21 protein-coding genes, 1 tRNA gene and 1 pseudogene are annotated in these 22,261 nt (G+C 53.1%); all 23 read right to left on the bottom strand.

Annotated elements, in window-relative coordinates:
* Nucleotides 1–9 precede the first annotated feature (9 nt).
* Nucleotides 10–288: a hypothetical protein gene (locus ACTQY1_RS07520; RefSeq protein WP_441373983.1), complete on the bottom strand. Its 279-nt coding sequence runs from the start codon at nucleotides 286–288 to the stop codon at nucleotides 10–12.
* Entirely contained in the window at nucleotides 272–1,069 is a 798-nt protein-coding gene (locus ACTQY1_RS07515; protein ID WP_441373982.1) for a ParA family protein, read from the bottom strand. Before ACTQY1_RS07515 ends, ACTQY1_RS07520 begins: the two co-directional genes overlap by 17 nt.
* Before the next feature lie 153 nt (nucleotides 1,070–1,222).
* Nucleotides 1,223–1,299, bottom strand: a tRNA-Ile gene (locus ACTQY1_RS07510).
* Nucleotides 1,300–1,389: 90 nt separating this feature from the next.
* On the bottom strand, nucleotides 1,390–1,779 hold the full coding sequence (locus tag ACTQY1_RS07505) for a hypothetical protein (protein WP_441373981.1): 390 nt from the start codon (nucleotides 1,777–1,779) through the stop codon (nucleotides 1,390–1,392).
* A 26-nt stretch (nucleotides 1,780–1,805) separates the two neighbouring features.
* The gene (locus tag ACTQY1_RS07500) at nucleotides 1,806–2,057 is read right to left on the bottom strand and encodes a hypothetical protein (protein ID WP_441373980.1); all 252 of its coding nucleotides are present in this window, start codon (nucleotides 2,055–2,057) and stop codon (nucleotides 1,806–1,808) included.
* Between the two features lie 91 nt (nucleotides 2,058–2,148).
* Entirely contained in the window at nucleotides 2,149–2,505 is a 357-nt protein-coding gene (locus ACTQY1_RS07495; RefSeq protein ID WP_441373979.1) for a hypothetical protein, read from the bottom strand.
* Between the two features lie 53 nt (nucleotides 2,506–2,558).
* On the bottom strand, nucleotides 2,559–3,206 hold the full coding sequence (locus ACTQY1_RS07490) for a hypothetical protein (RefSeq protein ID WP_441373978.1): 648 nt from the start codon (nucleotides 3,204–3,206) through the stop codon (nucleotides 2,559–2,561).
* A gap of 18 nt (nucleotides 3,207–3,224) precedes the next feature.
* A complete protein-coding gene (locus ACTQY1_RS07485; protein WP_441373977.1) occupies nucleotides 3,225–3,440 on the bottom strand; it encodes a hypothetical protein in 216 nt (71 codons plus the stop codon).
* A 52-nt stretch (nucleotides 3,441–3,492) separates the two neighbouring features.
* The gene (locus tag ACTQY1_RS07480) at nucleotides 3,493–4,149 is read right to left on the bottom strand and encodes a JAB domain-containing protein (protein WP_441373976.1); all 657 of its coding nucleotides are present in this window, start codon (nucleotides 4,147–4,149) and stop codon (nucleotides 3,493–3,495) included.
* A gap of 328 nt (nucleotides 4,150–4,477) precedes the next feature.
* On the bottom strand, nucleotides 4,478–5,284 hold the full coding sequence (locus ACTQY1_RS07475; protein WP_441373975.1) for a hypothetical protein: 807 nt from the start codon (nucleotides 5,282–5,284) through the stop codon (nucleotides 4,478–4,480).
* 2 nt (nucleotides 5,285–5,286) lie between these two features.
* The gene (locus ACTQY1_RS07470) at nucleotides 5,287–5,571 is read right to left on the bottom strand and encodes a hypothetical protein (protein ID WP_441373974.1); all 285 of its coding nucleotides are present in this window, start codon (nucleotides 5,569–5,571) and stop codon (nucleotides 5,287–5,289) included.
* A 60-nt stretch (nucleotides 5,572–5,631) separates the two neighbouring features.
* Nucleotides 5,632–5,820, bottom strand: a complete 189-nt coding sequence (locus tag ACTQY1_RS07465; RefSeq protein WP_441373973.1) for a hypothetical protein — start codon at nucleotides 5,818–5,820, stop codon at nucleotides 5,632–5,634.
* A gap of 14 nt (nucleotides 5,821–5,834) precedes the next feature.
* On the bottom strand, nucleotides 5,835–6,974 hold the full coding sequence (locus ACTQY1_RS07460; protein WP_441373972.1) for a hypothetical protein: 1,140 nt from the start codon (nucleotides 6,972–6,974) through the stop codon (nucleotides 5,835–5,837).
* Between the two features lie 32 nt (nucleotides 6,975–7,006).
* Complete coding sequence (locus ACTQY1_RS07455; protein ID WP_441373971.1) at nucleotides 7,007–7,330, bottom strand: hypothetical protein; 324 nt, start codon at nucleotides 7,328–7,330, stop codon at nucleotides 7,007–7,009.
* Nucleotides 7,305–7,730 carry an HNH endonuclease gene (locus ACTQY1_RS07450; protein WP_441373970.1) on the bottom strand — a complete coding sequence of 142 codons (426 nt, stop codon included), beginning with the start codon at nucleotides 7,728–7,730 and terminating at the stop codon, nucleotides 7,305–7,307. The genes ACTQY1_RS07455 and ACTQY1_RS07450 overlap by 26 nt, the downstream gene beginning before the upstream one ends.
* 60 nt (nucleotides 7,731–7,790) lie before the next feature.
* The gene (locus ACTQY1_RS07445; protein WP_441373969.1) at nucleotides 7,791–10,958 is read right to left on the bottom strand and encodes an S-layer homology domain-containing protein; all 3,168 of its coding nucleotides are present in this window, start codon (nucleotides 10,956–10,958) and stop codon (nucleotides 7,791–7,793) included.
* 414 nt (nucleotides 10,959–11,372) lie between these two features.
* Complete coding sequence (locus tag ACTQY1_RS07440) at nucleotides 11,373–12,260, bottom strand: hypothetical protein (protein ID WP_441373968.1); 888 nt, start codon at nucleotides 12,258–12,260, stop codon at nucleotides 11,373–11,375.
* 18 nt (nucleotides 12,261–12,278) lie between these two features.
* Nucleotides 12,279–13,301, bottom strand: a complete 1,023-nt coding sequence (locus ACTQY1_RS07435) for a PLP-dependent transferase (RefSeq protein ID WP_441373967.1) — start codon at nucleotides 13,299–13,301, stop codon at nucleotides 12,279–12,281.
* A gap of 70 nt (nucleotides 13,302–13,371) precedes the next feature.
* Complete coding sequence (locus ACTQY1_RS07430; protein ID WP_441373966.1) at nucleotides 13,372–17,349, bottom strand: YadA-like family protein; 3,978 nt, start codon at nucleotides 17,347–17,349, stop codon at nucleotides 13,372–13,374.
* Between the two features lie 71 nt (nucleotides 17,350–17,420).
* On the bottom strand, nucleotides 17,421–19,142 hold the full coding sequence (locus tag ACTQY1_RS07425) for a YadA-like family protein (RefSeq protein WP_441374028.1): 1,722 nt from the start codon (nucleotides 19,140–19,142) through the stop codon (nucleotides 17,421–17,423).
* A 1,008-nt stretch (nucleotides 19,143–20,150) separates the two neighbouring features.
* Nucleotides 20,151–20,243 (bottom strand): annotated as a pseudogene (locus tag ACTQY1_RS07420) (ESPR domain-containing protein); the annotation flags it as partial.
* A gap of 46 nt (nucleotides 20,244–20,289) precedes the next feature.
* A complete protein-coding gene (locus ACTQY1_RS07415; RefSeq protein WP_441373965.1) occupies nucleotides 20,290–21,399 on the bottom strand; it encodes a DNA cytosine methyltransferase in 1,110 nt (369 codons plus the stop codon).
* A 129-nt stretch (nucleotides 21,400–21,528) separates the two neighbouring features.
* Entirely contained in the window at nucleotides 21,529–22,251 is a 723-nt protein-coding gene (locus ACTQY1_RS07410) for a hypothetical protein (protein ID WP_441373964.1), read from the bottom strand.
* Between the last annotated feature and the right edge of the window lie 10 nt (nucleotides 22,252–22,261).

The following is a 22,261-nucleotide window of genomic DNA, read 5'->3' as shown; positions in this document are numbered from 1 at the left end:
CAGCCTCCTTCATTTCAGGTCATCCCGGATGAGCTGGCGGACGTATTCCGAAAAAGTGATCCCGTTCTTCCGGGCTTTCTCTTCTGCCGCTTTCTTCATGCTGGGGGCCATGGGGATCATGGCCCGTTTGGTGTACTGTTCCCGGTCTATCCAGCTCTGATAGACCGGGGCCTGGGCATATTCTGTCCCGGATTCCTTTTCGTTCCTGCTGTCCTTTTCCGGTTCTGCCGTCCCCTTAGTCTTGGACACGAACAGTTCCGCCGGGTTGATCCTATCGAACTTTTTCATTTTCTTCTTCCTCCAGTTCGTCGATGAATGTCCGGTAGCTGATGACTGCCGGATTGTGGGGAGCATAGGTGAAGATGCTCATCCTCTGGTACTCCGCTTCCCGGATGGCCACACTCTCCCGGACCATGGAACGGTATACCCTGGACCCTATGGCCGGTGCGATTTCTGTCTGCAAGGTGGCCAGCAGGCTCCGGTTCAGCACCAGTTGGGGATTGAACCGGACCAGGAGGATGCCCCCGATCCGGATTCCCGGGGTGATGTTCTCCTCCACAGCGTCCACCGTCTCTTTCAGTTGGGCGACGCCCTGGATGCCTAGGAGTGAAGCCTCCGTCGGCACTATGACCTCGTCACAGGCCGCCAGCCCGTTTATGAGGAGAGTTCCCATGGCGGGAGGGGTATCTATCACGATGAAGTCGAAATCCTTCCTGAGAGGCCGTATGGCCTTCTTCAGGGCTTCCAGTTTCCCGATGGCCTTCAGCCCGGTCAGGTCCTGGTCGATGTTGGCCAGGATGCCGTTGGCCGGGCTGATCCAGCCGTGCTCTCCAGTCTCCTGGAGGGTCTCTCCGATGGGTATTTCCTTCTTGATGACTTCTGCCGTCCCAGGAGCTTCCGTATCCGCCTTCACCCTCTTGCTGAGACTCATCTGGGGGTCCAGGTCGATGCCCAGGACCCGGTATCCTCTCCTGGTGAAGCCGGACAGCATGGCCGCTGCCGTGGTGGTCTTTCCGGCTCCGCCTTTCTGGTTGGCCACCACATAGATCTTTCCATTTTTCTTTTCCATGTCTTTCTCCTTCCGCATATCCATGCAGTTCTTCATCTGCATGGATATATATAACTTTTGTTTCCAAAGGAAAGCGGACGAGGGGTCCGCTTTATTTCCGGGGTGCGGTCGGGTCGATGAAACGGGAAAGATTCCGGCCCGTTACCGCATTTTTGGAGTCCCAGACTGGATTCGAACCAGTGACCTGCCGATTATAAGTCGGTAGCTCTCAGCCTCTGAGCTACAGGGACATCATTTCTTTTCACATCTTTATTTTATCACATATGAACGATGGGTTCCAGGGATTTTGTCATTTTAAATGACATTTTTCTGCTCTGGTTTTACTTTTTTTCCATGGTGTTTTTGGTCATTTCAAAAGTCGATTTGAATCTTCTTCTTTTCAGCTGTTCGAAGCATTCTTTCCGCCATGCCAGGGCATCCGGATTTTCCGTCCGGGTCAGCATCATCAAGATTTTCTTCGTCGCTCGATGGTGGGGCGGGTTCGTGTCTTCGTATTCCAGGGTATAACGGTATACGCCTGTGACTCCGGTCTTCTCCCATACCACCACGGCAGCAAAGATTCTCCGGGTCCGGGCATCCCGGAAGGCTGCATAGCCGATGTGCCGTCCCTCCTCCTTCCGTATGCTCTGGGCTACCAGAGGATACGGTTGGATGGAATGGATGAATTCTCGATTCTTTCCGTAAAATGTCACGATTTTCCATTGTTCCATCTTCCCATCTCCTGCCGTCGTATTTTTCATTCCTCGAAATCGCAGCAGGTGAGTACGCCATCCACGAACACACTCCATGGTTTCCCAGGCGAGGTAAAGGCCACCAGATGATACTCCGGATGTTTCCGGCAGATATTCCGGACCATGACATAGATGTCATTGCTGGGCACGTGTCTGAGTCCGATTTTAAGAGCGATATCATGGATTGGGATTACGGTCATCGTATCCACTTCGATGGCTTCCAACAGGGCTTCTTTCAATCTTTGAGTGTCTTTCATATCTATCCTTTCCTTCCATGGCCCCAGCCCGGATCGGGCTGGGGTGATTTTTTGGGGAATCATTCAATCCAATTCATTTTTTCTCCTCCCATCACTTGAAACGGATGAGCAGGCCCATTTCGCCAGCCCGATAGATCTGGAATCCGTCCTTGTTGTACAGGTCCAGGGTCTTTTCGTTATCGTCGTAGAGCCACAGCCATGGTTCCTGGGTATCCAGGACAAGGCTGTAATGGCCCGGCACCGGGGTCATGCCAGCGATGAGGTGGGCTTTGTATCGTCCGTCCTCCCCAAAAGGAATCTCTCCGATTTCTTTCGAATCACTGGTCCGATAAATCAATGAAGCGATGTCACTGATTCCTGCGTATTCATCGCAGTAACGATAGTCATCAGGTCTGAGATTCTTATCCATGTTTCTGTGGTTCAGCACATAGGTCTTGTTGATTTTCATATCCATTTCTCCTTTCTTTTCTAGGTGGCGGGGCTGTGAGCCCCGCCCGGCCTTCACTCTTCGTTCTTTTCGATGTCTTCCAGGATTTCACAAAGGGTTTCTACTTCCCGGTCCGTGAAATTGTACTGATATTGGAGTTCTTCCCGGTCATCGGCCCGCCAGCCGGAGCCGTACAGGTTTAATGCAAAGTAATTTTTCAATTCTTCTTTTTCATATTCTTCATATCCTTCCCCGACAGCTTCATCTCTGAGTCGATGGCTCCCGTCTTCCTGCTCTTCCCAGAGGGCGAATCTGCGCTTTACACAAGGATTGGCTTTGGTGGCTTTCCATGCATCGGAAATCTGTTCCCAGCTCCCTACATCGACGGTCTCCCCTGTTTCGTCCTTGATCTCGTAGAGCGGTTTTTCCCCGAAAAGCTCATGATATTTTTCAGGGAGGTGCTTCCTTACCACTCTCCGGGCAGTGCTGTCTGCCAACAGGCGGATTTTCTGTCCCCCCGCCCAGGAATCGAAGCCTACGTACCGCCCATAGGCCGTCCGGGCTCCGCCCCGGCCATGGATGAAGAATTCATGGTCAGCGGTCATGTACAACTGTTCCTGGATATAATCCAGGCAATCGGTCGGCGACTCTCCGTTGTCCCATTCCCCGATAAAAGTCGCTTTTTCCGTATCGTAAGTTTTCTTGTTGATGATTTTCTTCATGGTAAATTCCTCCTTTTTTCAGCCTAATACAGCCAACACACAACCGAACAGGAACAGGCCTGTCAGCATCCCCACGATTTGGGCGAACGCTTTCACGCTCATCCTCTGGATTCCCTTCCAGGCAACCCGTCCCATCCAGAAAGGGATGCACAGGATGAGCAGGGCCACGGTCAGTAGGTCTTCCAAATCTTCAGCGAACGGGCTGTTCCGGATGTTTTCCAACGTTCTTTCCATTTCGTTTTCCCTCCTTTGGTCGCCCCAGCCCTTCCGGGCTGGGGCCGGGCTCTCAGATGAGTCCGTGTTCCTTGAAGCTGTAATAGATGCTGTCCCCGATGATGATATGGTCCACCATCGGGATTCCCAGGATTTCCCCGGATTTGAGCAGACGTTGGGTCAGATCCCTATCCTCCCGGCTGGGGGTCGGGTCCCCGGACGGATGGTTGTGGACGGCCACGATGGCGGCTGCATGGTTTACGATGGCCGGGGAAAAGGCTTCCCGGGGATGGACCACGGAAGCATTGAGGCTCCCGGTGCTGATGTTCACGATTTTGATGGCCTTTCCCTTGCTGTTCAGCAGGATGACCTGGAAGTGCTCGATGGGCTCATACCGGAGCCGGGGCATCATGAGGTTGGCTGCATCTTCCGGGCTATGGATGCTCGCTTTCCGCAGGGTTTCTGCCTGGACCATCCGTTTGCCCAGTTCCATGGCCGCCAGGAGCCGTTGGGAATCTTTCTGGCTGAGCCCGTATTCCATCTGGAACTGTTCTGCACAGTTGAAACGGCTCCCATTGTTAAAGAATCCATTCTCATCGGTCACGATTTCATCGGCCTTATTTTCATTTCTCTTGTCCAGGATCAGCCGTACCAGCTGGTTCACGGTCAAGGAAGAGATATCGCTCCCGTAGGTCTTTTCGAACAATTCATCCATCTGTAACATTGCCATTCCCCTTTCTCCATCGGCACCCCGGCACCCCGGCTCCCGTTCCAAGGGCCTGTGGCCCATGGGAGTTTAGAGGGGCGTTGCCCCTTTAGGTCTTGCCGGTGTCCCGGCTGCCCGTTTTTTGAGGCTTTTTTCTTGGCCCCTTTCTAATGGCGGAAGCCGTGAGGACAAGGGTCTGCCCGGAGGGACCGGAAAAATTTTGGCCGGTGATCTTCCGGACAAAAATTTTCCGGCCCTTGTCCGGTAGGCTGGAGCCATTAAAATGGGACAGGAAAAAAGCCGAAAAAAGTTCAGCCCGTTGCTTGGCAACGGGCTTCCTTATGGAATGGTTCTATGCGTCTTTCACTTCCATTTTTCTTTCCATGTCCCGTTGGATGTCCTGTTTTTTGGATTTTGCTTCTGTTTTTTCTTTAGGTTTTCCATCCTGTAGGGATTTCTGGTTCTCTTCTTTCTTTTCTTTCAGGTTCTGGATATCTGCTTCCATGTGTTCTTTATGGTCATGGACAATTTCACCGGCTTTCTGTTCATCCAGGCCTTTCATGCCACCGGCCAGTTCCACCTGTTCATTCATCTCCTGCCGTCTCTCTTCCGGTATCCGGTGGTCATTGACCAGGTCCTTCACTTTTTCCTTGAGGAGACCCTGCCGTTCTTTCTGGATTTCCCTGATCTTCGCCAGGTCCTTCTGGAGCTGTCCCGGCAGCTCCGTCCGTTGCCAGTGTTCCTGGATATCCTTCCATTTTTCGGAAGGGATCTTCTCGGTCTCCGGTGTCTTCTCCCTCCGGCTCCGGTAGTAGGCTTCCACAGCATTTTCCAGGACCATCTGTGTGGTCATGGTGTCGATGAGGACGGCAGCATCTTTCTGCCCATCTTTTTGTCCTCTGTTTTTTTCCTCTTCTTTCTTTTGTTCTTCCTGTTCTTTTTTCTCTTCTTCTTTTTTCTCCAAGTCTTTTTCTTCCTGGCGGAGTTTTTCTTTTTCGTATCGGATGATGTATTCGTGGTATTTCTCATCCGCCAGGCGGAGCTTCTCCACCAGTTTGCAATACAGCCGGATCAGCAGGGCTTTCAGCTGTCTTTCCAGCATCTGTTCCTTTTGGACCTGAGCTTCTTTCAGGATTTCCTGTCCTTTGTTCTCTCCCATGGTCATCCTTCCTCCAGTTCTTTATCCAGCAGGGCTTTCAGTTCGCTGCATCCCCATCCCAGCAGGGCGGCGATTTCCGGGAGCCACAGAATCCTGGCGGGGCCCTCCAGGTCTCCGTCCCGGTATCTCTGGACCCGGCAGCGGAGCCCGCTGACCCGGATTAGGGAATACCGGTCTGATGGTGTTTTCGGGTCCTGGAACAGCACATCTTTTTCTTCCAGATGGGAATCCTTCAGATATCCGGCTTTTCTCTTGGGATAGAGCCATTTTCCTTTTTCGTCCGACATATCATCCCTTCTTCCAGGAAAAGGCCCTGTCGCTGTGCAGCAGGGCCTTTGGACATCTCCTTACAGAGCGGGGGCTTCCCCGTATCTGGCTTCATATTTCCGGCAGTACAGGTCGTAGTATTCCTGGGCCGTGGAATCGTCCGGTAGGGCGATTTCCGTGTCCACCATCACATCAGGATCCATACAGGCTTCCACCAGCCCGAAGGGGATCTTGTCACCGCTCTTCACCATGATCTCTTCGTCTTTCATTCCTTTTTCCTCCTTTACCGTTCCATCTCGTTCTGTTTCTTCTTGGAATTTTCCTTGGATACCAGGGCTTTCAGCTGTTTGTGGGCTTTTTCCCTTTCCTTGTCGGCTTTCCATTGGACACCCTGTTCGCTCTGCATGAATTTGGCCGTCCGTTTCCGGGTGTTCTTCTCCAGATCCATGTCGGTGAATTCCTTGTCCAGTTTTCGATACAGATTCTTCCGTTTGGTGCTTTCCCGGGAGGTCACTTCCGGATCCATGATGAAATCTCTCAGTTCCACTTCCGTGATATCCTGGGTCTTGAATTCCGGGTGGTCTTTCCCGTATTCTTCTGCCCGTTCCGGGTGCTTCATCAGGTCCTCGGATACATTGACCAGGGTCCTGTCGAAATCCCGGTTGTAGACGTAGCTCTGGGTCCCGTCATGGTTCAGGATGGGTTTCCCATCCTTGTCCATGGCCGGAGTCTGGGTCTGGGCCAGAGTCTCCGGATATTTGGCCGCATACTGCATCAGTTTTACAGGATAGTTCTTGTCATCGAATTCCTGTTCCAGGTCTTTGATGACATTCTGGGGCGTGGCTTCTTTCATGGGGAATTTGTCGGGATAGGTCTTGGCGAAGTTCACAATCTGGTACTGGAGCCGTTCGCCGTTCTTCTTCTCGTTGAACAGCTGGGCCCGTTCCTGGGCCTTCTTGACGATTCCCTTATACTCTTTGGAGAGCACGCCTTTGTTCTCACTGTAGATCAGGGCGACCTGTTTGGCCCGCTGTTTGTAATCAGCGGTCTGGAGGTCGAAGCCCTCCCGTTCGTTGATCTTCTGGAACCGGGGGTCGTTGAGGATCAGGTTTTGGATTTCCCAGCGTTCCCGGGGATTGTATTTGTAATCCTTCCCCTGGCTCACTTCCTTTTCTGGATGGGCCTTTTGGAATTCGGCACAGGTCTCTTTCCAGACTTCCCGGTATTTTTCCGGATGCTTTTCTTTCATTTTGGAGACGAAATGGAATTTCACCTGTTTCCAGTCTTTCCCGGTCTCCTTCAGGTAGGCTTCCTTCTCTTTCGGGAAAGCTTTCCCGATGTTCTCCTGGAGGAGCTTCCCCCGCTCCGCCTTCATCTTCCTGATTTCCTCGTTGTCCTTCTGGACCTTGTCTTTCTCTGCCATGATTGTTTCTCCTTTCTATGCCAACACTGCATCTATTTCTGATAGATGTACACGTGTTTGGTATCATCGGTATAGAGTTTCTTCATTGGAGGCCGTACGATATAGATCGGTTCCATCCTTGCTTCCCAGACGGCAGGTTCATTGGTATCCTGATTTTTAAGAGGCACCGGCTTCCCATCCGGGTCCCGTGTAGTGAAATAGAGATTGATATCACTGATGGTGACGGGAAATTCGATGCCTGTGGCTTCATCTTTGCATTTCTGCTCTTTAAGGGTCTTGAACAGGATCTTCAGGACTTCCGCCACGAATTCCGGCGTTATCTCTCCAGTCTTAGGCGGAATGATCTGGACTTTCATCTTTTCTCCTTTCTTCCACTTCTTCGAAGTAGAATCGGATCGGTTTCTCATGGACTTCCACCAGGCCGTATTTCTGGGCCAGGCGGAACTGGAAGGGACGGATGGTGTTGGGCAGGAGACATTCCTGCAATTTATCCCGGAACATTTCTGGGTTCCCCGTCCCTTTGTAGAAGTTGCACATCCTGCAAGAGGGCATCAGGTTGTCCAGCTGGTTCAGTTCATCGGCGGATTTCTTCACCTCGTTCCCCGTCTTGCTTTCCGGGTCATTCCGGTAGCAGGGGTCCACGTGGTCTACCTGCATATCCTTGTATGCCAGCTCACAGCCACAATAGGCGCAATGGCCGTCATACTTCTCATAGACCTGCTGCCGTACTTTCCTGCTCAATGTTTTCCGTTTCACTCCCATGCCTCCCCGCTGGCCCGGCGGGGCCGGGTTCCCCCGGCCCGTCCCGGCCTTCTTTCACTTTGTGTAGGGTTCATATTCCTTTTGGATTTTCATCAGCTCCTCGGAATATTCATCCACTATATCCTGGTCCACTTTCTTCCCTTTCTCCAGGGCTTCATAGAGCATCTTGGCGTATTCGTACCGGGTCATTTTCTTGTCTCCCTGGAAGTTCCCGTCCGGATAGCCTTCCACCACACCGTTGCCCTTCAGGGTCTCCACGGCCTTGTTGGCCCAATGGCCTTTGGGCACATCGGGGAAGCTGCTCCGTTTGGAATCGTCCGGCAGGAGGGCGTTGATACGGCTGGTCAGTTTCATGACCATCTTCTTCAGGGCGTTGTTGTCGTCCTTCAGCTGCTTGATTTCGGCCTTGTCTTCGTCCGTGAGGCTCCGTTTCACGCTGGGCCCCAGGGCGAAGGTGATCCCTCCGTTGACCATCCGGTCATCGGTGCCCAGGGTGGCCCCCACATGGGCACTGATCCGGTCGGTGAAATGGTACCGGGCCCCCAGGGCCGTGGCGTTCTTGCTCTTGTAGCTCCCGACACCGGCTGCAATCTGCCACCGGGAATCGGAATTGTCATACTGCAAGGCAGCCAAGGCGGCAGCTCCGGCCCCTACGCCGCTGATCCGGTCGTTCATCTTGGCCATCTCGCTGTTCATGCTCTTGCCACCCAGGATGGCATCTTCGGCCACGACCTTCCCGTCCACATGGGCATCGCCCTTGACGGCGAGGTCCTTGCCTACGGTGTAGTTGCCCTGGGTGCCACTGTCACCGGATGTGAATACGGACCCGTTCACCGTGAGGTTTTTGTCCACGGTGAGGGACCCTTTATAATGGCCATCTCCGTCCACAGTCTGGTTCCCGTGGATATTGGCGTTCCCGCCCACTTCCAGGTCATGGACGATCCCGGCGCTGCCTTCCACCAGCATATCTTTCTTGATGTTGGCTCCGCCATGGACCGTCAGATCCGCCGGAGCACTTTCGCTGCCGATCACGGTATCGCCGTGGAGGTTGGTGGTCCCATGGACCGTGAAGCTGGTGGGAGCTTTCTCGGTGCCGACAGTGGTGGCACCGTCCAACTGGCTGGTGCCCTTCACATGGAGATTCTTTCCAATCTGGGCATCTTTCCCCACAGTGAGGTTGTTCTCAGTCAGCACGTCCCCTTTCAGGTCGCTCGTGCCTTTGACCGTCAGGTCCTTTCCGATGGTGCCATTGCCTCCGGCCTGGATGTTCCCGGCGAAATCGCCGTCCTGGGACAGGACATTCCCTTTCAGGTTGATGTTCCCATCCACCTGAAGGTCTTTCCCTACATGGGCGTTGCCCTGGAGGTCGGAATTCCCATTGACAATAAGATCTTTGCCGATAGAAGCATTACCGTCCATGGTAGCATCGCCCACCAGATGGCTGGTGCCATCCACCGTGAAGTCCTTCTTTACATGGGAACTCCCTCCTACGGTCTCATTCCCGGCGATGGATACGTCCTTCCCGAAGGAAGCGTTCCCTCTTGTCTCGGTGTCCCCATCGAAGGTGGCCTTGCCGGTGGTTTCGAATGTGCCATCCACCCTGGTGTCCTTCAGGTTGGTGCTGCCATTGACAGTCAAATTCTTGCCTACGGTAGCATTGCCGTCCATGGACACATCGCCTACCAGGTGGCTGGCACCGTCCACTGTCTGATTGCCTTTAGTATGGATATTGCCATCTACCGTCAGGTCTTTGCCTACATGGGCGTTGCCCTGGAGATCGGTATCTCCCTTGACGGTGACATCTTTCCCGAATTCAGTGTCTGCCAGGGCTTTGAGGGCTCCTTCCAGGGTGGTCTCACCCTGGACATCGAGATTCTTCCCAACTTCTGTGTTCCCCTGAAGGTCAGAATCTCCTTTCACCGTCAGGTTTTTCTCCACGTTCTGGTTGCCCATGGTCTGAGCATCTCCTTCCACGTAGGAATTGCCCCGTGTAGTGGTATTGCCTTTCACGTCAAGATCCTTCCCAACAGAAGCATTACCATCCATGGTTACATCGCCCACCAGATGGCTGGTGCCATCCACCGTGAAGTCCTTCTTTACATGGGAATTCCCTCCTACGGTCTCATTCCCGGCGATGGATACGTCCTTCCCGAAGGAAGCGTTCCCTCTTGTCTCGGTGTCCCCATCGAAGGTGGCCTTGCCGGTGGTTTCGAATGTGCCATCCACCCTGGTGTCCTTCAGGTTGGTGCTGCCATTGACAGTCAAATTCTTGCCTACGGTTGCATTGCCGTCCATGGACACATCGCCTACCAGGTGGCTGGCACCATCCACTGTCTGATTGCCTTTAGTACCGATATTGCCATCTACCGTCAGGTCTTTGCCTACATGGGCGTTGCCCTGGAGATCGGTATCTCCCTTGACGGTGACATCTTTCCCGAATTCAGCGTCTGCCAGGGCTTTGAGGGCTCCTTCCAGGGTGGTCTCACCCTTGACATCGAGATTTTTCCCAACTTCCGTGTTCCCCTGAAGGTCAGAATCTCCTTTCACCGTCAGGTCCTTCTCCACATTCTGGTTGCCCATGGTCTGGGCATCTCCTTCCACGTAGGAATTGCCCCGTGTAGTGGTATTGCCTTTCACGTCAAGATCCTTCCCAACGGTAGCATTACCATCCATGGTCACATCGCCCACCAGATGGCTTGTTCCATCCACGGTGGCGTTCCCTTTGGTCTCGGTATCTCCTTCTAAGGTAGAGTTCCCCTTCACGTCCAGGTCCTTCCCAACGGTGGTATTCCCTCCTGTGGTCACATCTCCTGTGAGGATACTGGTGCCATCCACTGTCTGGCTTCCTTTGATATGGGAATCTTTGTCTACTGTAGAATTCCCTTTGGTTTCGGTATCTCCCTCGATGGTGGAATTGCCTTTCACATTCTGGTTTCCTTGGACGGTGGAATCTTTGTCCACCGTCTGGTTCCCTTTCACGTGGGCGTCTCCTTCCACGGTCTCATTGCCTTTGACGGTGGAACTGCCTCCCACGGTCTCATTGCCTTTCACATCCAGGTCCTTCCCAACGGTCTCATTCCCATCGGTCACGGAATTTCCCTTGGTATGGGAATCTTTGTCCACGGTCATGCCACCTTTGGTGTGCAGGTCCTGGTCCGTGGTCCCGTCGGTATCGAAGATTCCTCCGGAAGCAGCTGCCAGTGCTTTTTTGGCTTCACCCATATCAGTGAATCTGCTAACCGTTACTTGGTATCCTCCGTTCCCTTCATTATCTGCACCTGTCCAGTAACTATCTACACCAGGACTGAATTTATATAAGTGACCTGCTTTTAAACCATATGTGCTGTTATAAGCGGCAGAATATACTAATTGGTATTCTCCTTGGTCGATTATAAAATCTTTGCTAAAATTTAAGTTTTTAGTGTCAATAGGTGATCCTGTAACATTTGCTTTTCCCATCTTATCCTTATTTATACTGCCACTGTTATAGTATGTAATATTTCCTGCCAGAATATCTGGGGCAAGTACCGGTGTTCCAGCCTGTACCAGGCTCCCACACCAGAAATTCCCCAGCAGGATGGCCAGAGCAATCCGTCTTTTCGTTTTCTGTTCCATTTCCATTTCCTTTTCGTGCCTTTAGGCACATTCCATAATCTTCTGGAATTCCCGGATCTCTGCTTCCAGGCGTTCTTTCTCTTTCTGCACTTCTTCGGTCTTCCACCAGCGGCTGAGACTGGCCATGAAGGCCAGCCCTCTCTCTTTCTCTCCTTTGAGGAAGCTCCGGAAGGCTTCCGCCTTCTCCGGGTCCTGGGCCTCGATGGTCTTGAAGGCCCGGTACCGCTTCTTGCTCTCCTCCGGCAGAAGGAAGTCCATATGGGCCTTCATCTTGATCTGGCAGGGCACGCAGCATCCACAGGGTTCCCCATGGATAGGGTCCTGGCAGAACCAGATGTGGGCCATGATGTCCTCGTCATGCCAACGTTCCACCATCTCTTTCATCTCCACTTCCTTATACCGGGCGATGGGGAAGCTGTAATTCCCGAAGAGGAGCCGGATGTCCGGGTCCAGGACGGTCCCGGGGAGATGGCCGATACCGTCCCCATCGAACCGGAGCCCTCCCACGGCGTTGAAGATGGAATAGAGGGTGCCGGGCTTCTCGTAATAGTGTTCCTCTCCCAGTTCCACTCCCGGATGGAGGGCTGCATAGGCCCCCAGCATCCGGTACTGGTCGCCCAGGGCGGGGAACCGCTCCTGGAGCCTCCGGTAGGCCTCGTCAAAGGCCCGGGGGACGGCGAAATCTTTCCCTTTCTCCACATATTCCACATGGTGGAACAGGCACTTGGGATGTTTTTCCATGAGGGCCCTCCAGATCTTCCGGATGGCCTTCTTCTCCTGCTCCACACTGGCTTTCTTCCCGGTGATGTATACTGGCTGGACCTCCACCCCTTCCATATGGGAGAGCTGGACCATCCGGAAGGTGGAATCCCACCCTCCGGTCCAGAGCAATCTCACTTTCTTTACCATGTGCTCACTTCCTTATATTCAGATTATCTTGGCCCGGGACAGGTCCTCCAGGAGGTTCTCCACCGGTTCCAGGCCCACGAACAGCCTCACATAATCCCCCACGGTGTAGTAATCCGGGCTCCGGACGTACCCCCAGGTGGAATAGGTGGTGCCGAAGGTGGGCAGCTTCCGGAAGACCTCCAGGTCCTTGCAGAAGTCCTGCTTCTTCCCGGGGAGGATCAGGCTCCCCCCTTTCCCGGCCCAGAGGACCGTATGGCCAGCCCCAACGAGAGCATCCCGGATTTTCTTGGCAGACTGGGTATGTCGTCCCAGCCTTATGTCCAGGGTCTCCAGGCCTCGGTCGATGAGGTACAGGGTCTCTGGCGGAATGTACCTCCCGGCCCGACCGATCCGTCTCTTCACCTGCTTGTAGGCCAGATGGGCCCCTTCTGAATGGCCGAAAATAATCCCTCCGGCCATGCAGTCTCCGTGGCCCATGACGTATTTGGTGTAGCTTTCTACCACGATGTCCGCTCCCATAGTCAGGGGATCCGCTCCCCCGATGGACAGGATACTGTTGTCCACCATGAGGATGGCCCCTTTCTGATGGGCCATTACCGCCACTTTCCGCAGGTCTACCATGGTCCCGAAGAAATCCGGATAATCCAGATAGACGATCTGGATGGGGACCACCTCCATGACTTGGGAGAAGATTTTCTCCCAATCTTTTGGATGCTCTTCTTCCATCATCTTCTTGAAATCCAGGTAGATCACCTTGTGGGAGGTGAACTTCTCCACCAGTTCCCGTGTCTCATAATAGGTGTTCCGGTCCATGAGGATGGTGAAGGGTGGGTTCCAGTCTATCCGCTTCTCCTCGTCCCAGATGGGGAAGCTGTCGAAGAAGGTGGAGATGGCAGCCATGCCGCTACTCGTGAGCAGCACATGGCTGGCACCGTACAATCCGGCCAGTTTCTCTTCCATGGCATCCACTTCCTTGCTGTGGTTCCTTACATAGGTGTAATCTGTCCCGTCAACGATGCTCTTTCTTATCGTTTCCAGCATCTTTCCTCCTTGTCATCAGATGGACTGCCGGAACCCGGGAGACAGTTCCCGGGTTCCGGCAGGTCCTGTTTCATTTGTCCGCTTTGGCCATGAGGGTCTGGACCAGGCTTTCCAGCCGTTCAACTTTGCTGTTCAGGCCCTGGATCTGGGCCATGGCCACCTTGTTCTTCTCTTGTTCTTTCCGGAGGGCGTTGGTGAGGGCGGTCCGGCTGAGGGCGGCGTGGCCCTTGGGCCCCAGTTTGAAGGTGACACCGGCGTTCACCATGGAGTTGCCGTTGCCCATGGTGCCTCCCAGGCTGAGGATCACGTTCTCATCAGGATGGTAGAAGGCAGCCAGGGCACCAGCATTGGCTCCCCGGTAATGGCCGTAGCCACCGGCGAATTCCAGCTTGTTGTCCGGATCGTAGTCCAGAGGATGGAGAGCGGCCAGGGCGGCAGCATTGGCCCCGGCCCGGTCGATATCCTGGGTGAGTCGGCTTCCCATATCCTGGATATCTCTCTTCAGGTCCTGGGTCTTGCCTTCCACATAGCCCACGTTGGCAGCAGAAGTGGCATCTGTCCCATCGGTTTCCACGCCTTTGACGATGCGGGCATTGCCGTCCTTGTTGGTCATATCGACTACGGTAGAAGCGGAATCACTGGACACACTGACCGTATTCCCGTCATCTTTGACGAGGCCGGAGCTTGCGGAAATATCCTTCAGAGCTTTATAGACTGTCCCGCCAGTCACCATGCTGGTGTTTCCGTCCTCCACCTTGCCGGTGGCCAGTTTTTCGGTCCATGCGTCGGTATCGATATTGGAACCTTCGGTATCAGCTTTCTTGTCAAGATCGGCTTTCAGGGTATCCTTGATGACCTGTTTCCCGGCATCTGTGATATTATCCAGGCTGGTGTTGGCTTTCCCATCCAGAGCCGTATTCATGCCAGATACCTTGCTGTCGATTTCACTCCGGTTATAGGTCTCATCCTTCGTATAGACAGAATCTTTGTCGGCCTTATCTTTCACAGCTTCATAAAGTGCATTGCCATTTACCAGTCCGGTGTTACCAGCTTCGGCCTTGCCGGTGGCAAGTTTTCTGGACCAGCTTCCAACATCGATATTGGAAGCATCTGTATTGGCTTTCGTGTCCAGATCAGCAGCCACGGCTTCTTTGGCCAGATCTTTCACAATCTGCTTCCCGGTATCGTTCAGATTGTCCAGAGCCGTATTGGCTTTCCCTTCCATGGCTCCCACGGTGGGCGTATTGGCCAGTGCCTTGTATACGGCATCCCCGGTCACTGCATGGGTGTTTCCGGCTTCCACTTTTCCGGAGGCAGCCAGGGCAATCTTGATGGAACCATTGTTGTCCGTCAGCTTCACATCATCGCCGGTTGCAAAGTTCAGGTAGTTGGCACTGGGGTTGATGGTCTTCACTTTTGCACCATCGATGGTGGCGTTCCACCCGGTAGTTACCTGGGTGTTCAAAGTATTCACAGTGGATTTCAGCTGGCTGTTGGCGGTCTTGATATTGATTACATCACTCTGTACAGAGCCGATGTTGCTGGCGTTCTCCAGGACGCTGTTATTCAGGTCAGCGATGCTCTGGTTGGTGGCGTACAGCTGACGGCCATTGACGGCATCCTTGCTCCCGGCTGCCAGCTGACCATCCGCCACGTTGCTGACGGTGGTTCCGGAAGCACCGCCCAGGGAAATAGTTGCTTTCGTAGAATCATCATAATTCACAGGGACTGCCGTATCGCTGGCAGTACCGGTATCCGCAGCCATCAGGCTGGCCATGAGGTTCACTGGAGCTTTCTTGGTCAGGAGGCTGGTGGAAAGCAGCGAATTTGTACTGACCGTGGTGGTCGCTGCCTTGGCCGGGGAAGCCGTGGTACTGGTGGAAGGACTTCCCCCGGTCTTCAAGTTCTTCATATATGCCTGGATGGCATCGTTGGCAGCGTTCACGATGACCTGTTTCCCGGCATCGGACAGATTGTTCAGGGATGCATCCGCTTTCAGGCCGTCCATGGAATCCACGCTGGATCCGATGGCGGTCACGCTGCTCTGGGTATTGGTCACAGCCTTCCTGAGGGTAGCGATGGTCTTGGTGTTATTGGCGATATCATTGGCGAACCCGGCGATGCTCTGGTTGGTAGCATACAACTGACGACCCGTCACGGCATCCGTAGAAGATTCGGTAAGCCGTGCATCCATCAGGTTGGTCAGCCGGGTACCGTTAGTCCCGGCGAAAGTGACCACATCCTTCAGAGAAGAATCATAGAGGACTACATTCCCTTTCAGATCAGCAATGCTGGTCTTCAGTCCTTCCATTGCGGTGTTCACGGTGTCCCCGCTTACCAGATCCGTATTGCCTTTTTCTACTTTGCCGTCATTCTTGGCAGAGATGGTGTAGGTCTTGTTGCCGGTGGCATCACCCACGGCTTCATCTACCTTCACCCGGTCTCCAGCCTTCACCTGTACGGCATCCTTGGACAGGTTCTTGATCACGGTCTGTCCTGCTTCCGTGATGTTCTTCAGATCTTTCAGGTCCTTGATATCTCCGGTATTGGTTCCTACCTGGGTATCCAGGGCAGCCAGGTTCTCGCCCGTGGTCTTCGTGGTCTTCACATATTTCCCATCGGCAGTGGGACGGACCTCGCTGTACACTGTTTTCCCCGTCACCAGCTGGCTGGAATCGGAAGCGATGCTGCCGGTGCCGATGGCTTCGCCCCATTGATTCAGGTTAGCCTTCTGTTCTTCTTCCGTGGCCGGAGTAATGCCATCGGATCCTTTCAGGTTCTTACCGATATTGGAAGCGTCTACATTAGCCTTCAGGGCCAGTTTGCTGTCCGTATCTGTGGTGGAATCCTGGATGGCATTTTCGATGGCGGTGTTCACGGTGTCCCCGCTCACCAGATCCGTATTGCCTTTTTCCACTTTGCCGTCATTCTTGGCAGAGATGGTGTAGGTCTTGTTGCCGGTGGCATCATCCACGGCTTCATCCACCTTCACCCGGTCTCCAGCCTTCACCTGTACGGCATCCTTGGACAGGTTCTTGATCACGGTCTGTCCTGCTTCCGTGATGTTCTTCAGATCTTTCAGGTCCTTGATATCTCCGGTATTGGTGCCCACCTGGGTATCCAGGGCAGCCAGGTTCTCGCCCGTGGTCTTCGTGGTCTTCACATATTTCCCATCGGCAGTGGGACGGACCTCGCTGTACACTGTTTTCCCCGTTACCAGCTGGCTGGAATCGGAAGCGATGCTGCCGGTGCCGATGGCTTCGCCCCATTGATTCAGGTTGGCTTTCTGTTCTTCTTCCGTGGCCGGAGTAATGCCATCGGATCCTTTCAGGTTCTTACCGATATTGGAGGCATTTACATTAGCCTTCAGAGCCAGTTTGCTGTCAGTATCGGTAGATAAGGTGTTGATGGCCTGGTAGACTACATCTCCGGAAACCACATGAGTATTCCCTACTTCTACCTTGCCGGTGGGCTTCACGGAAATCTGGATGCTCCCGTTGCCAGGGTCTGCCAGTTCGATGTCATCCCCGGTTGTAAAGTTCAGGTAGTTGGCACTGGGGTTGATGGTCTTTACTTTCGCACCATCGATGGTGGCGTTCCACCCGGTAGTTACTTGGGTATCCAGGGTGTTGACCTTGCTCTTCAGCTGGCTGTTGGCGGTCTTGATGTTGATGACGTTGGTCTGGAGGTCGCCGATGTTGGCGGCGTTCTCCAGAACGCTGTTATTCAGGTCAGCAATGCTCTGGTTGGTGGCGTACAGCTGACGGCCATTGACGGCATCCTTGCTCCCGGCTGCCAGCTGGCCATCTGCCACGTTGCTGATTTTGGTACCGGAGGCCCCGCCCAGGGACACTGTGGACTTTGTGGAATCATCGTAAGTCACAGGATCCGCTGCATATGCCATGTTCCCGGCTGCCACCATGCCCGCAAAGATGGTGGCCAGGATCTTCCCGGTCAGGGATTTCTTATGGGTGCTCCGACCATATTCACTGGTCACGACCCAACACCGTTTTGCTTTGCTCCATACCACTTTGAAAATCTTATTCATCTTTTTCTCTCCTTTTTTTGGGGATTGTTTTATGAAACCATCTGATGGGTCCGGCCCAGGAGATGTTTCTTTTATTTTTTCTTCATGTTTTCGATGGCTTTCTGCATTTCGGCCATCTGAGCTTGCAGGTCAGCAATCTGTTTCTGCTGGCCATCGATGACGGAGCCCTGGTTATTGACCACCTGGATGAGCTGGCGTTTGTTCATCCCGGCATAGGGGCTGCCTTTCCCCAGTTTCAGGGAAACGCCCAGGTTCATCATGTTTTCTCCATTCCCGAAAGTTCCGGCTACAGAAAGGGTCGTCCGGTCGTCCGGTCTATAAAAGGCACCTACAGCAGCTGCCTGGGTTCCGTTGTAGTTGCCCATACCGGCTGCAAATGAAAGTTTGTCATCCGGGTCGAAGTCCTGGGGATGCAGGGCTGCCAGGGCAGCTGCTCCTGCTCCCACCTTGTCGATCTTGGTATCCAGCTTGTTCACCTGATTGCCCAGCCGTGTCACATCCTGGTCCAGCTGATCCAGATGGGCTTCGTTGATGGCGTTCCTTTCGCCCAGATTTCCCACGCTGGCAAGGATGGCTGTATCCGCCTTCTTCCGTTCCACCTGTTCTTCATGGAGCTGGTCTCCATTCACGGCTTCTCTGGACCCGGCTTCCACCTTCCCGGCCTTGACGTTGGTAAGGGTAGTACCATCTTTCCCTTTCAGTGTCACTCTGGACCCATCGGCGGAATCATATTGGATGGTCTTGGATTGAAGGTCTTTCACATCGGTCTTGATGGTCTGCATTTCGTCTTTCAGCTTAGAGGTTTCGGTATCTCCGGCACCCGTGTCCATCAGGCTGGCCATGAGGTTCACTGGATCTTTCTTCGATAGGAGGCTGGTGGAAAGCAGCGAATTTGTGCTGACTGTGGTGGTCGCCGTTTTGGCCGTAGCAGCTGTCGTACCGGAAGCAGTCCCGGATTTCAGATTCTTCATATACGCCTGGACAGCATCGTTGGCAGCGTTCACGATGACCTGTTTCCCGGCATCGGACAGGTTGTTGAGGGATGTATCTGCTTTCAGGCCGTCCATGGAATCCACGCTGGACCCGATGGCTGTCACGCTGCTCTGAGTATTGGTCACAGCTTTTCTGAGGGTTGCGATGGTAGAAGTATTGTTTGCAATGTCTTTTGCAAATCCGGCGATGCTCTGATTGGTAGCATACAGCTGACGGCCTGTCACGGCATCCGTAGAAGATTCGGTGAGCCGTGCATCTATCAGGTTGGTCAGCCGGGTACCGTTAGTCCCGGCGAAGGTCACACTGGCCTTCGTAGAATCGTCGTAGTCGATACCGGAGCTTCCTGCACTGACTGTAGCCATTATTTTGTATTTTTTCTGGCCGATATCATTGGTCCCATCGGCAACGATACTGATGCCATTACCGGAAGTCAGTTCGATTGTCTGGCCGACCGTCGCAACATCATGGGGAGACTGACCATCGGCCACTTTGACGAGACGGTTGTAGTAGTCGGAGGTGTACTTGTTCTCCGTGATGGTAGGAGTCTTGGTATAATCATTATTTCCGTTGGAATCTTTTTGCCAGGTCACGGTATAGCCGGATACGTCGCCGCTGTCATGGCCGAAAGCGATGGTGCCATCTTTATTTGTCGTGGCCTGATATCCAACAGCCGTACCGTTCTTGATGGTTACAACAGACTGATATCCAGCTGCAAGAGCCTGGTCAGCAGAACTCCCAGTCGATCCACCAGCAATGCCGGTCGAATATCCCCCTTGTACTATTGCGTTCTTACCTCCCAAAACTGAAGAGATATTTCCTAAAGTTGTATTAGCTTCTCCTCCTAATATCGAGGAAACGCTGCCATTTGCGATATTGCCTTGTCCCCCGGAAACGAGAGAATCATATCCACTTGCCGTATTGCCTTGTCCCCCAGAAACAGAGGAATAGTCTCCAATTGTTTTACTATAAGCACCTCCAGAGATTGAAGAAGCATATCCATTTGCTGTATTTTGAGTCCCCCCCGAGATGGATGAGTAATTACCGCTCGCAGTATTGTTGCTTCCCCCAGAAACTGAAGAACTATTCTCAGTTGCTTTATTACGCAGTCCTCCTGAGATAGAAGCGAAGGTTCCGCTTGCTGTATTTGCATCTCCCCCGGAGACCGAGGAAGTATCTCCGCTTGCCGTATTGGCTGTTCCTCCGGATACAGATGCTCCATTTCCGCTCGCAGTATTGTCGCTTCCCCCAGACACAGATGCGTGATCGCTTTTTGCTGTATTTCCCCATCCTCCAGAGACAGATGAGTAACTTCCGCTTGCTGTATTTGCATCTCCCCCGGAGACCGAGGAGGAATCACCGCTTGCCGTATTGGATTTCCCCCCAGAAACAGAGGACCAGCGACCACTTGCCGTATTGCTTTGTCCCCCGGAGACAGAGGATTCGTTACCGCTTGCCGTATTGGAATATCCTCCAGAGACAGAAGAATAGGGACCACTTGGCACATTTTGATCACCAATATAAATACCAGTAACAGAAGAAGCTACTGTAGCATAGGTATCATCAGAATAAGTAACCAGCGCATAGCCTTTTTTTGAGGTATTATAATAAATTCCCATCAACCCCGACGCATGGTCATAATCATACGTAACCCCATCTTTCGTGTAGGTGGAAGGCATGGAAGCTGCCGATGCCGTTTGCCCTCCTCCAAAAAAAAGCGTGTTACAGGCTAAGAAGGTGAATGTTGCCATGGCTACTCGGCAGAATCGGGTGCTCAAGCGAAAGTTGAGAGGCGCCAGCTGCTGGCCGGTGCTGCTCTTCTTGTGGTTGCTGCGGCCGTATTCGGAAACCACCACGTAACACTTGCGGACTTTGGACCAGACTACTTTGAATATCCTGTTCATCTTTTCTCTCCTTTTCTTTGTATAGGTTTGTATAGGTTTGTTCGGGTCATGGATCCATCGTCCATGAGACCGGACAGATCATCTCTTTGGCACACCTCATTACAAAATCAGCACAGGGTTGGGCCATCCCATTCCCGATGGCCTTGTATCTCTTGGCATCGCTCCCACCGGCTGTCCAGTGGTCCGGCAGCCCTTGGAGCCGTTCACATTCCAACGGTGTCAATTTCCGTATGGTAAGTCCCTGCCGGTCCCTTTCCACGAAGCATTTATCCTCCTCGATGTCGAAGGTATCCAGGCCTTTGTAATCCCTGGCCAGCAGGGTCCCTGTCATCTTCTGGTACAGGACCGGGACGTTCAGGCCTCCCGTCCCCATATGGGCGGTCAGCGTAGGAGCAGTCCCGTCCTGTATCCGGACGGCAGCATCATGATGGGCGATATCCATCAGGAGGGTTCTGTTATCCTGGCCTGGACCCTGATGGCTTCCAGAAGAGGTCCCGGGATTTTCTTCTTCCGTCTTGCGATTCTCCTCAAGATTCCCTGACAGGCTCTGGGGCTCAAATAATATTTCTGTTCCGTCGTTCCCTGATAGATTTGCGATAAGGAAGATTCTTTTCCTTCTCTGGGGTACTCCCCAAAATTGAGCGTCCAGCACTCGCCAGCTGGCAGCTCTTTGTTCAGTTCGAACCATCCCGGCGTTTGCCCATCTTCCACTAGCAGGATCTGGAATCTCGGTTTGGAGGATTTCCTCGAGGACGATACGGAAATCCTTGCCACCATTGGAAGAAAGAGCTCCCGGAACATTTTCCCAGATAAAGCAGCTGGGATACTTTCCAGCGGATTCTCCCCGCATCTTCCAAACAAGTCTTGTTGAACATAGAAACAGGCCACTTCTCTCTCCTTTCAGCCCTTCCCTCTTCCCCGCCACGGACAGATCCTGGCACGGGGACCCTGCACATATGATATCGGCGAAGGGCAGTCTCTCTATCTTGGTGATGTCTCCCAGTTGGTCCACTTTCGGGAAATGGGAATGGCTGATGGAAGCAGGGAACGGGTCGATTTCGCTGGACCACAGAGGTCTCAGTCCGGCCCTTTTTGCCGCCAGCAGCCACCCTCCGATTCCGTCGAAGAGGGAGCCTACCGTGATTTCTTTTCCCATGTTTTCTCTCTTTTTCCTTTCCCTTCTATTTGTTTCATAAAGAAATGATTGATTACTTCTTTGTGAATATTTTAGGCATAAAAATCCACCTTCATTATACCATTTTTCCCTGTCTTTTGAAAGGAAAAATCATGGTTCCAGCAAGGCTTTATCTTGTTTTTCAGGTCTGTAAATATCGAAGAGAGCGAAGGGTTTGAAGGTTTCCATAGAAGGTCTTTTTCCTTTCATTTTCACATCTTTCATCTGTTTTTCTGATTTTCTTTTTTCTGTATCCCTTTCGGTTTTTTCTTCTTCTCTCTTTATCAGTTCTTTCTTTTCTTTTCCCTGTTGGAAGGAAAATCCTAGGGCAGATTTCCGGTAATCCGGTTTCTTTTTCCGCTTCCTGACGATGACCATCCCGCCCTGATCCGGGACCATTTCTGCCCCATAGATGCTGGTCTCGATGTAGCAGTCCACGGACCCGAACATGGAGGCCGGAGTCTCGTCGCTCTCCCAGACTCCTCCATGGCTCTCCCCGTTCTGGATGGTCCCTCCGTCTTCTGTCACCATGACAGCGTGGTTCCCGTTGTTCACGACGGCGATATCCCCGGCCCTCGGGATATATCGGCTGGGGTCCCGGAGAAGCCCGTATTCCCCACCTGTTATGATGGCCTGGTCCACATTGATTTCCCCTTCGAATGGAGTCCCTGTGAGAGCGATTCCGATGGTCCTCATGCAGTTGGTCCCATCGGGAGCATAGTAGCCGATTTTCCCTTCCAGATATCTCATGTTGTCCACTACGCTGTTCCCGGCGAATGCTGGAGCGGACAGCAGCAGGGACAGTCCGGTTAGCAACAATGTCTTTTTAAGCAAGTGTGGTCGT

This window comes from Acidaminococcus sp. HCP3S3_G9_1 (assembly GCF_052122455.1).
Classification (GTDB): domain Bacteria; phylum Bacillota; class Negativicutes; order Acidaminococcales; family Acidaminococcaceae; genus Acidaminococcus.
This window is presented reverse-complemented; position numbering and strand designations above follow the sequence as displayed.

Coding starts and splice junctions, on each gene's coding strand:
- ACTQY1_RS07485 (WP_441373977.1), bottom strand. CDS start 3,440: ATGGAAAGAACGTTGGAAAACATCCGGAACAGCCCGTTCGCTGAAGAT.
- ACTQY1_RS07495 (WP_441373979.1), bottom strand. CDS start 2,505: ATGAAAATCAACAAGACCTATGTGCTGAACCACAGAAACATGGATAAG.
- ACTQY1_RS07455 (WP_441373971.1), bottom strand. CDS start 7,330: ATGAAAGTCCAGATCATTCCGCCTAAGACTGGAGAGATAACGCCGGAA.
- ACTQY1_RS07460 (WP_441373972.1), bottom strand. CDS start 6,974: ATGGCAGAGAAAGACAAGGTCCAGAAGGACAACGAGGAAATCAGGAAG.
- ACTQY1_RS07445 (WP_441373969.1), bottom strand. CDS start 10,958: ATGGGTGAAGCCAAAAAAGCACTGGCAGCTGCTTCCGGAGGAATCTTC.
- ACTQY1_RS07475 (WP_441373975.1), bottom strand. CDS start 5,284: ATGGGAGAGAACAAAGGACAGGAAATCCTGAAAGAAGCTCAGGTCCAA.
- ACTQY1_RS07490 (WP_441373978.1), bottom strand. CDS start 3,206: ATGAAGAAAATCATCAACAAGAAAACTTACGATACGGAAAAAGCGACT.
- ACTQY1_RS07500 (WP_441373980.1), bottom strand. CDS start 2,057: ATGAAAGACACTCAAAGATTGAAAGAAGCCCTGTTGGAAGCCATCGAA.
- ACTQY1_RS07440 (WP_441373968.1), bottom strand. CDS start 12,260: ATGGTAAAGAAAGTGAGATTGCTCTGGACCGGAGGGTGGGATTCCACC.
- ACTQY1_RS07415 (WP_441373965.1), bottom strand. CDS start 21,399: ATGGGAAAAGAAATCACGGTAGGCTCCCTCTTCGACGGAATCGGAGGG.
- ACTQY1_RS07505 (WP_441373981.1), bottom strand. CDS start 1,779: ATGGAACAATGGAAAATCGTGACATTTTACGGAAAGAATCGAGAATTC.
- ACTQY1_RS07430 (WP_441373966.1), bottom strand. CDS start 17,349: ATGAATAAGATTTTCAAAGTGGTATGGAGCAAAGCAAAACGGTGTTGG.
- ACTQY1_RS07470 (WP_441373974.1), bottom strand. CDS start 5,571: ATGTCGGACGAAAAAGGAAAATGGCTCTATCCCAAGAGAAAAGCCGGA.
- ACTQY1_RS07520 (WP_441373983.1), bottom strand. CDS start 288: ATGAAAAAGTTCGATAGGATCAACCCGGCGGAACTGTTCGTGTCCAAG.
- ACTQY1_RS07465 (WP_441373973.1), bottom strand. CDS start 5,820: ATGAAAGACGAAGAGATCATGGTGAAGAGCGGTGACAAGATCCCCTTC.
- ACTQY1_RS07435 (WP_441373967.1), bottom strand. CDS start 13,301: ATGCTGGAAACGATAAGAAAGAGCATCGTTGACGGGACAGATTACACC.
- ACTQY1_RS07480 (WP_441373976.1), bottom strand. CDS start 4,149: ATGGCAATGTTACAGATGGATGAATTGTTCGAAAAGACCTACGGGAGC.
- ACTQY1_RS07515 (WP_441373982.1), bottom strand. CDS start 1,069: ATGGAAAAGAAAAATGGAAAGATCTATGTGGTGGCCAACCAGAAAGGC.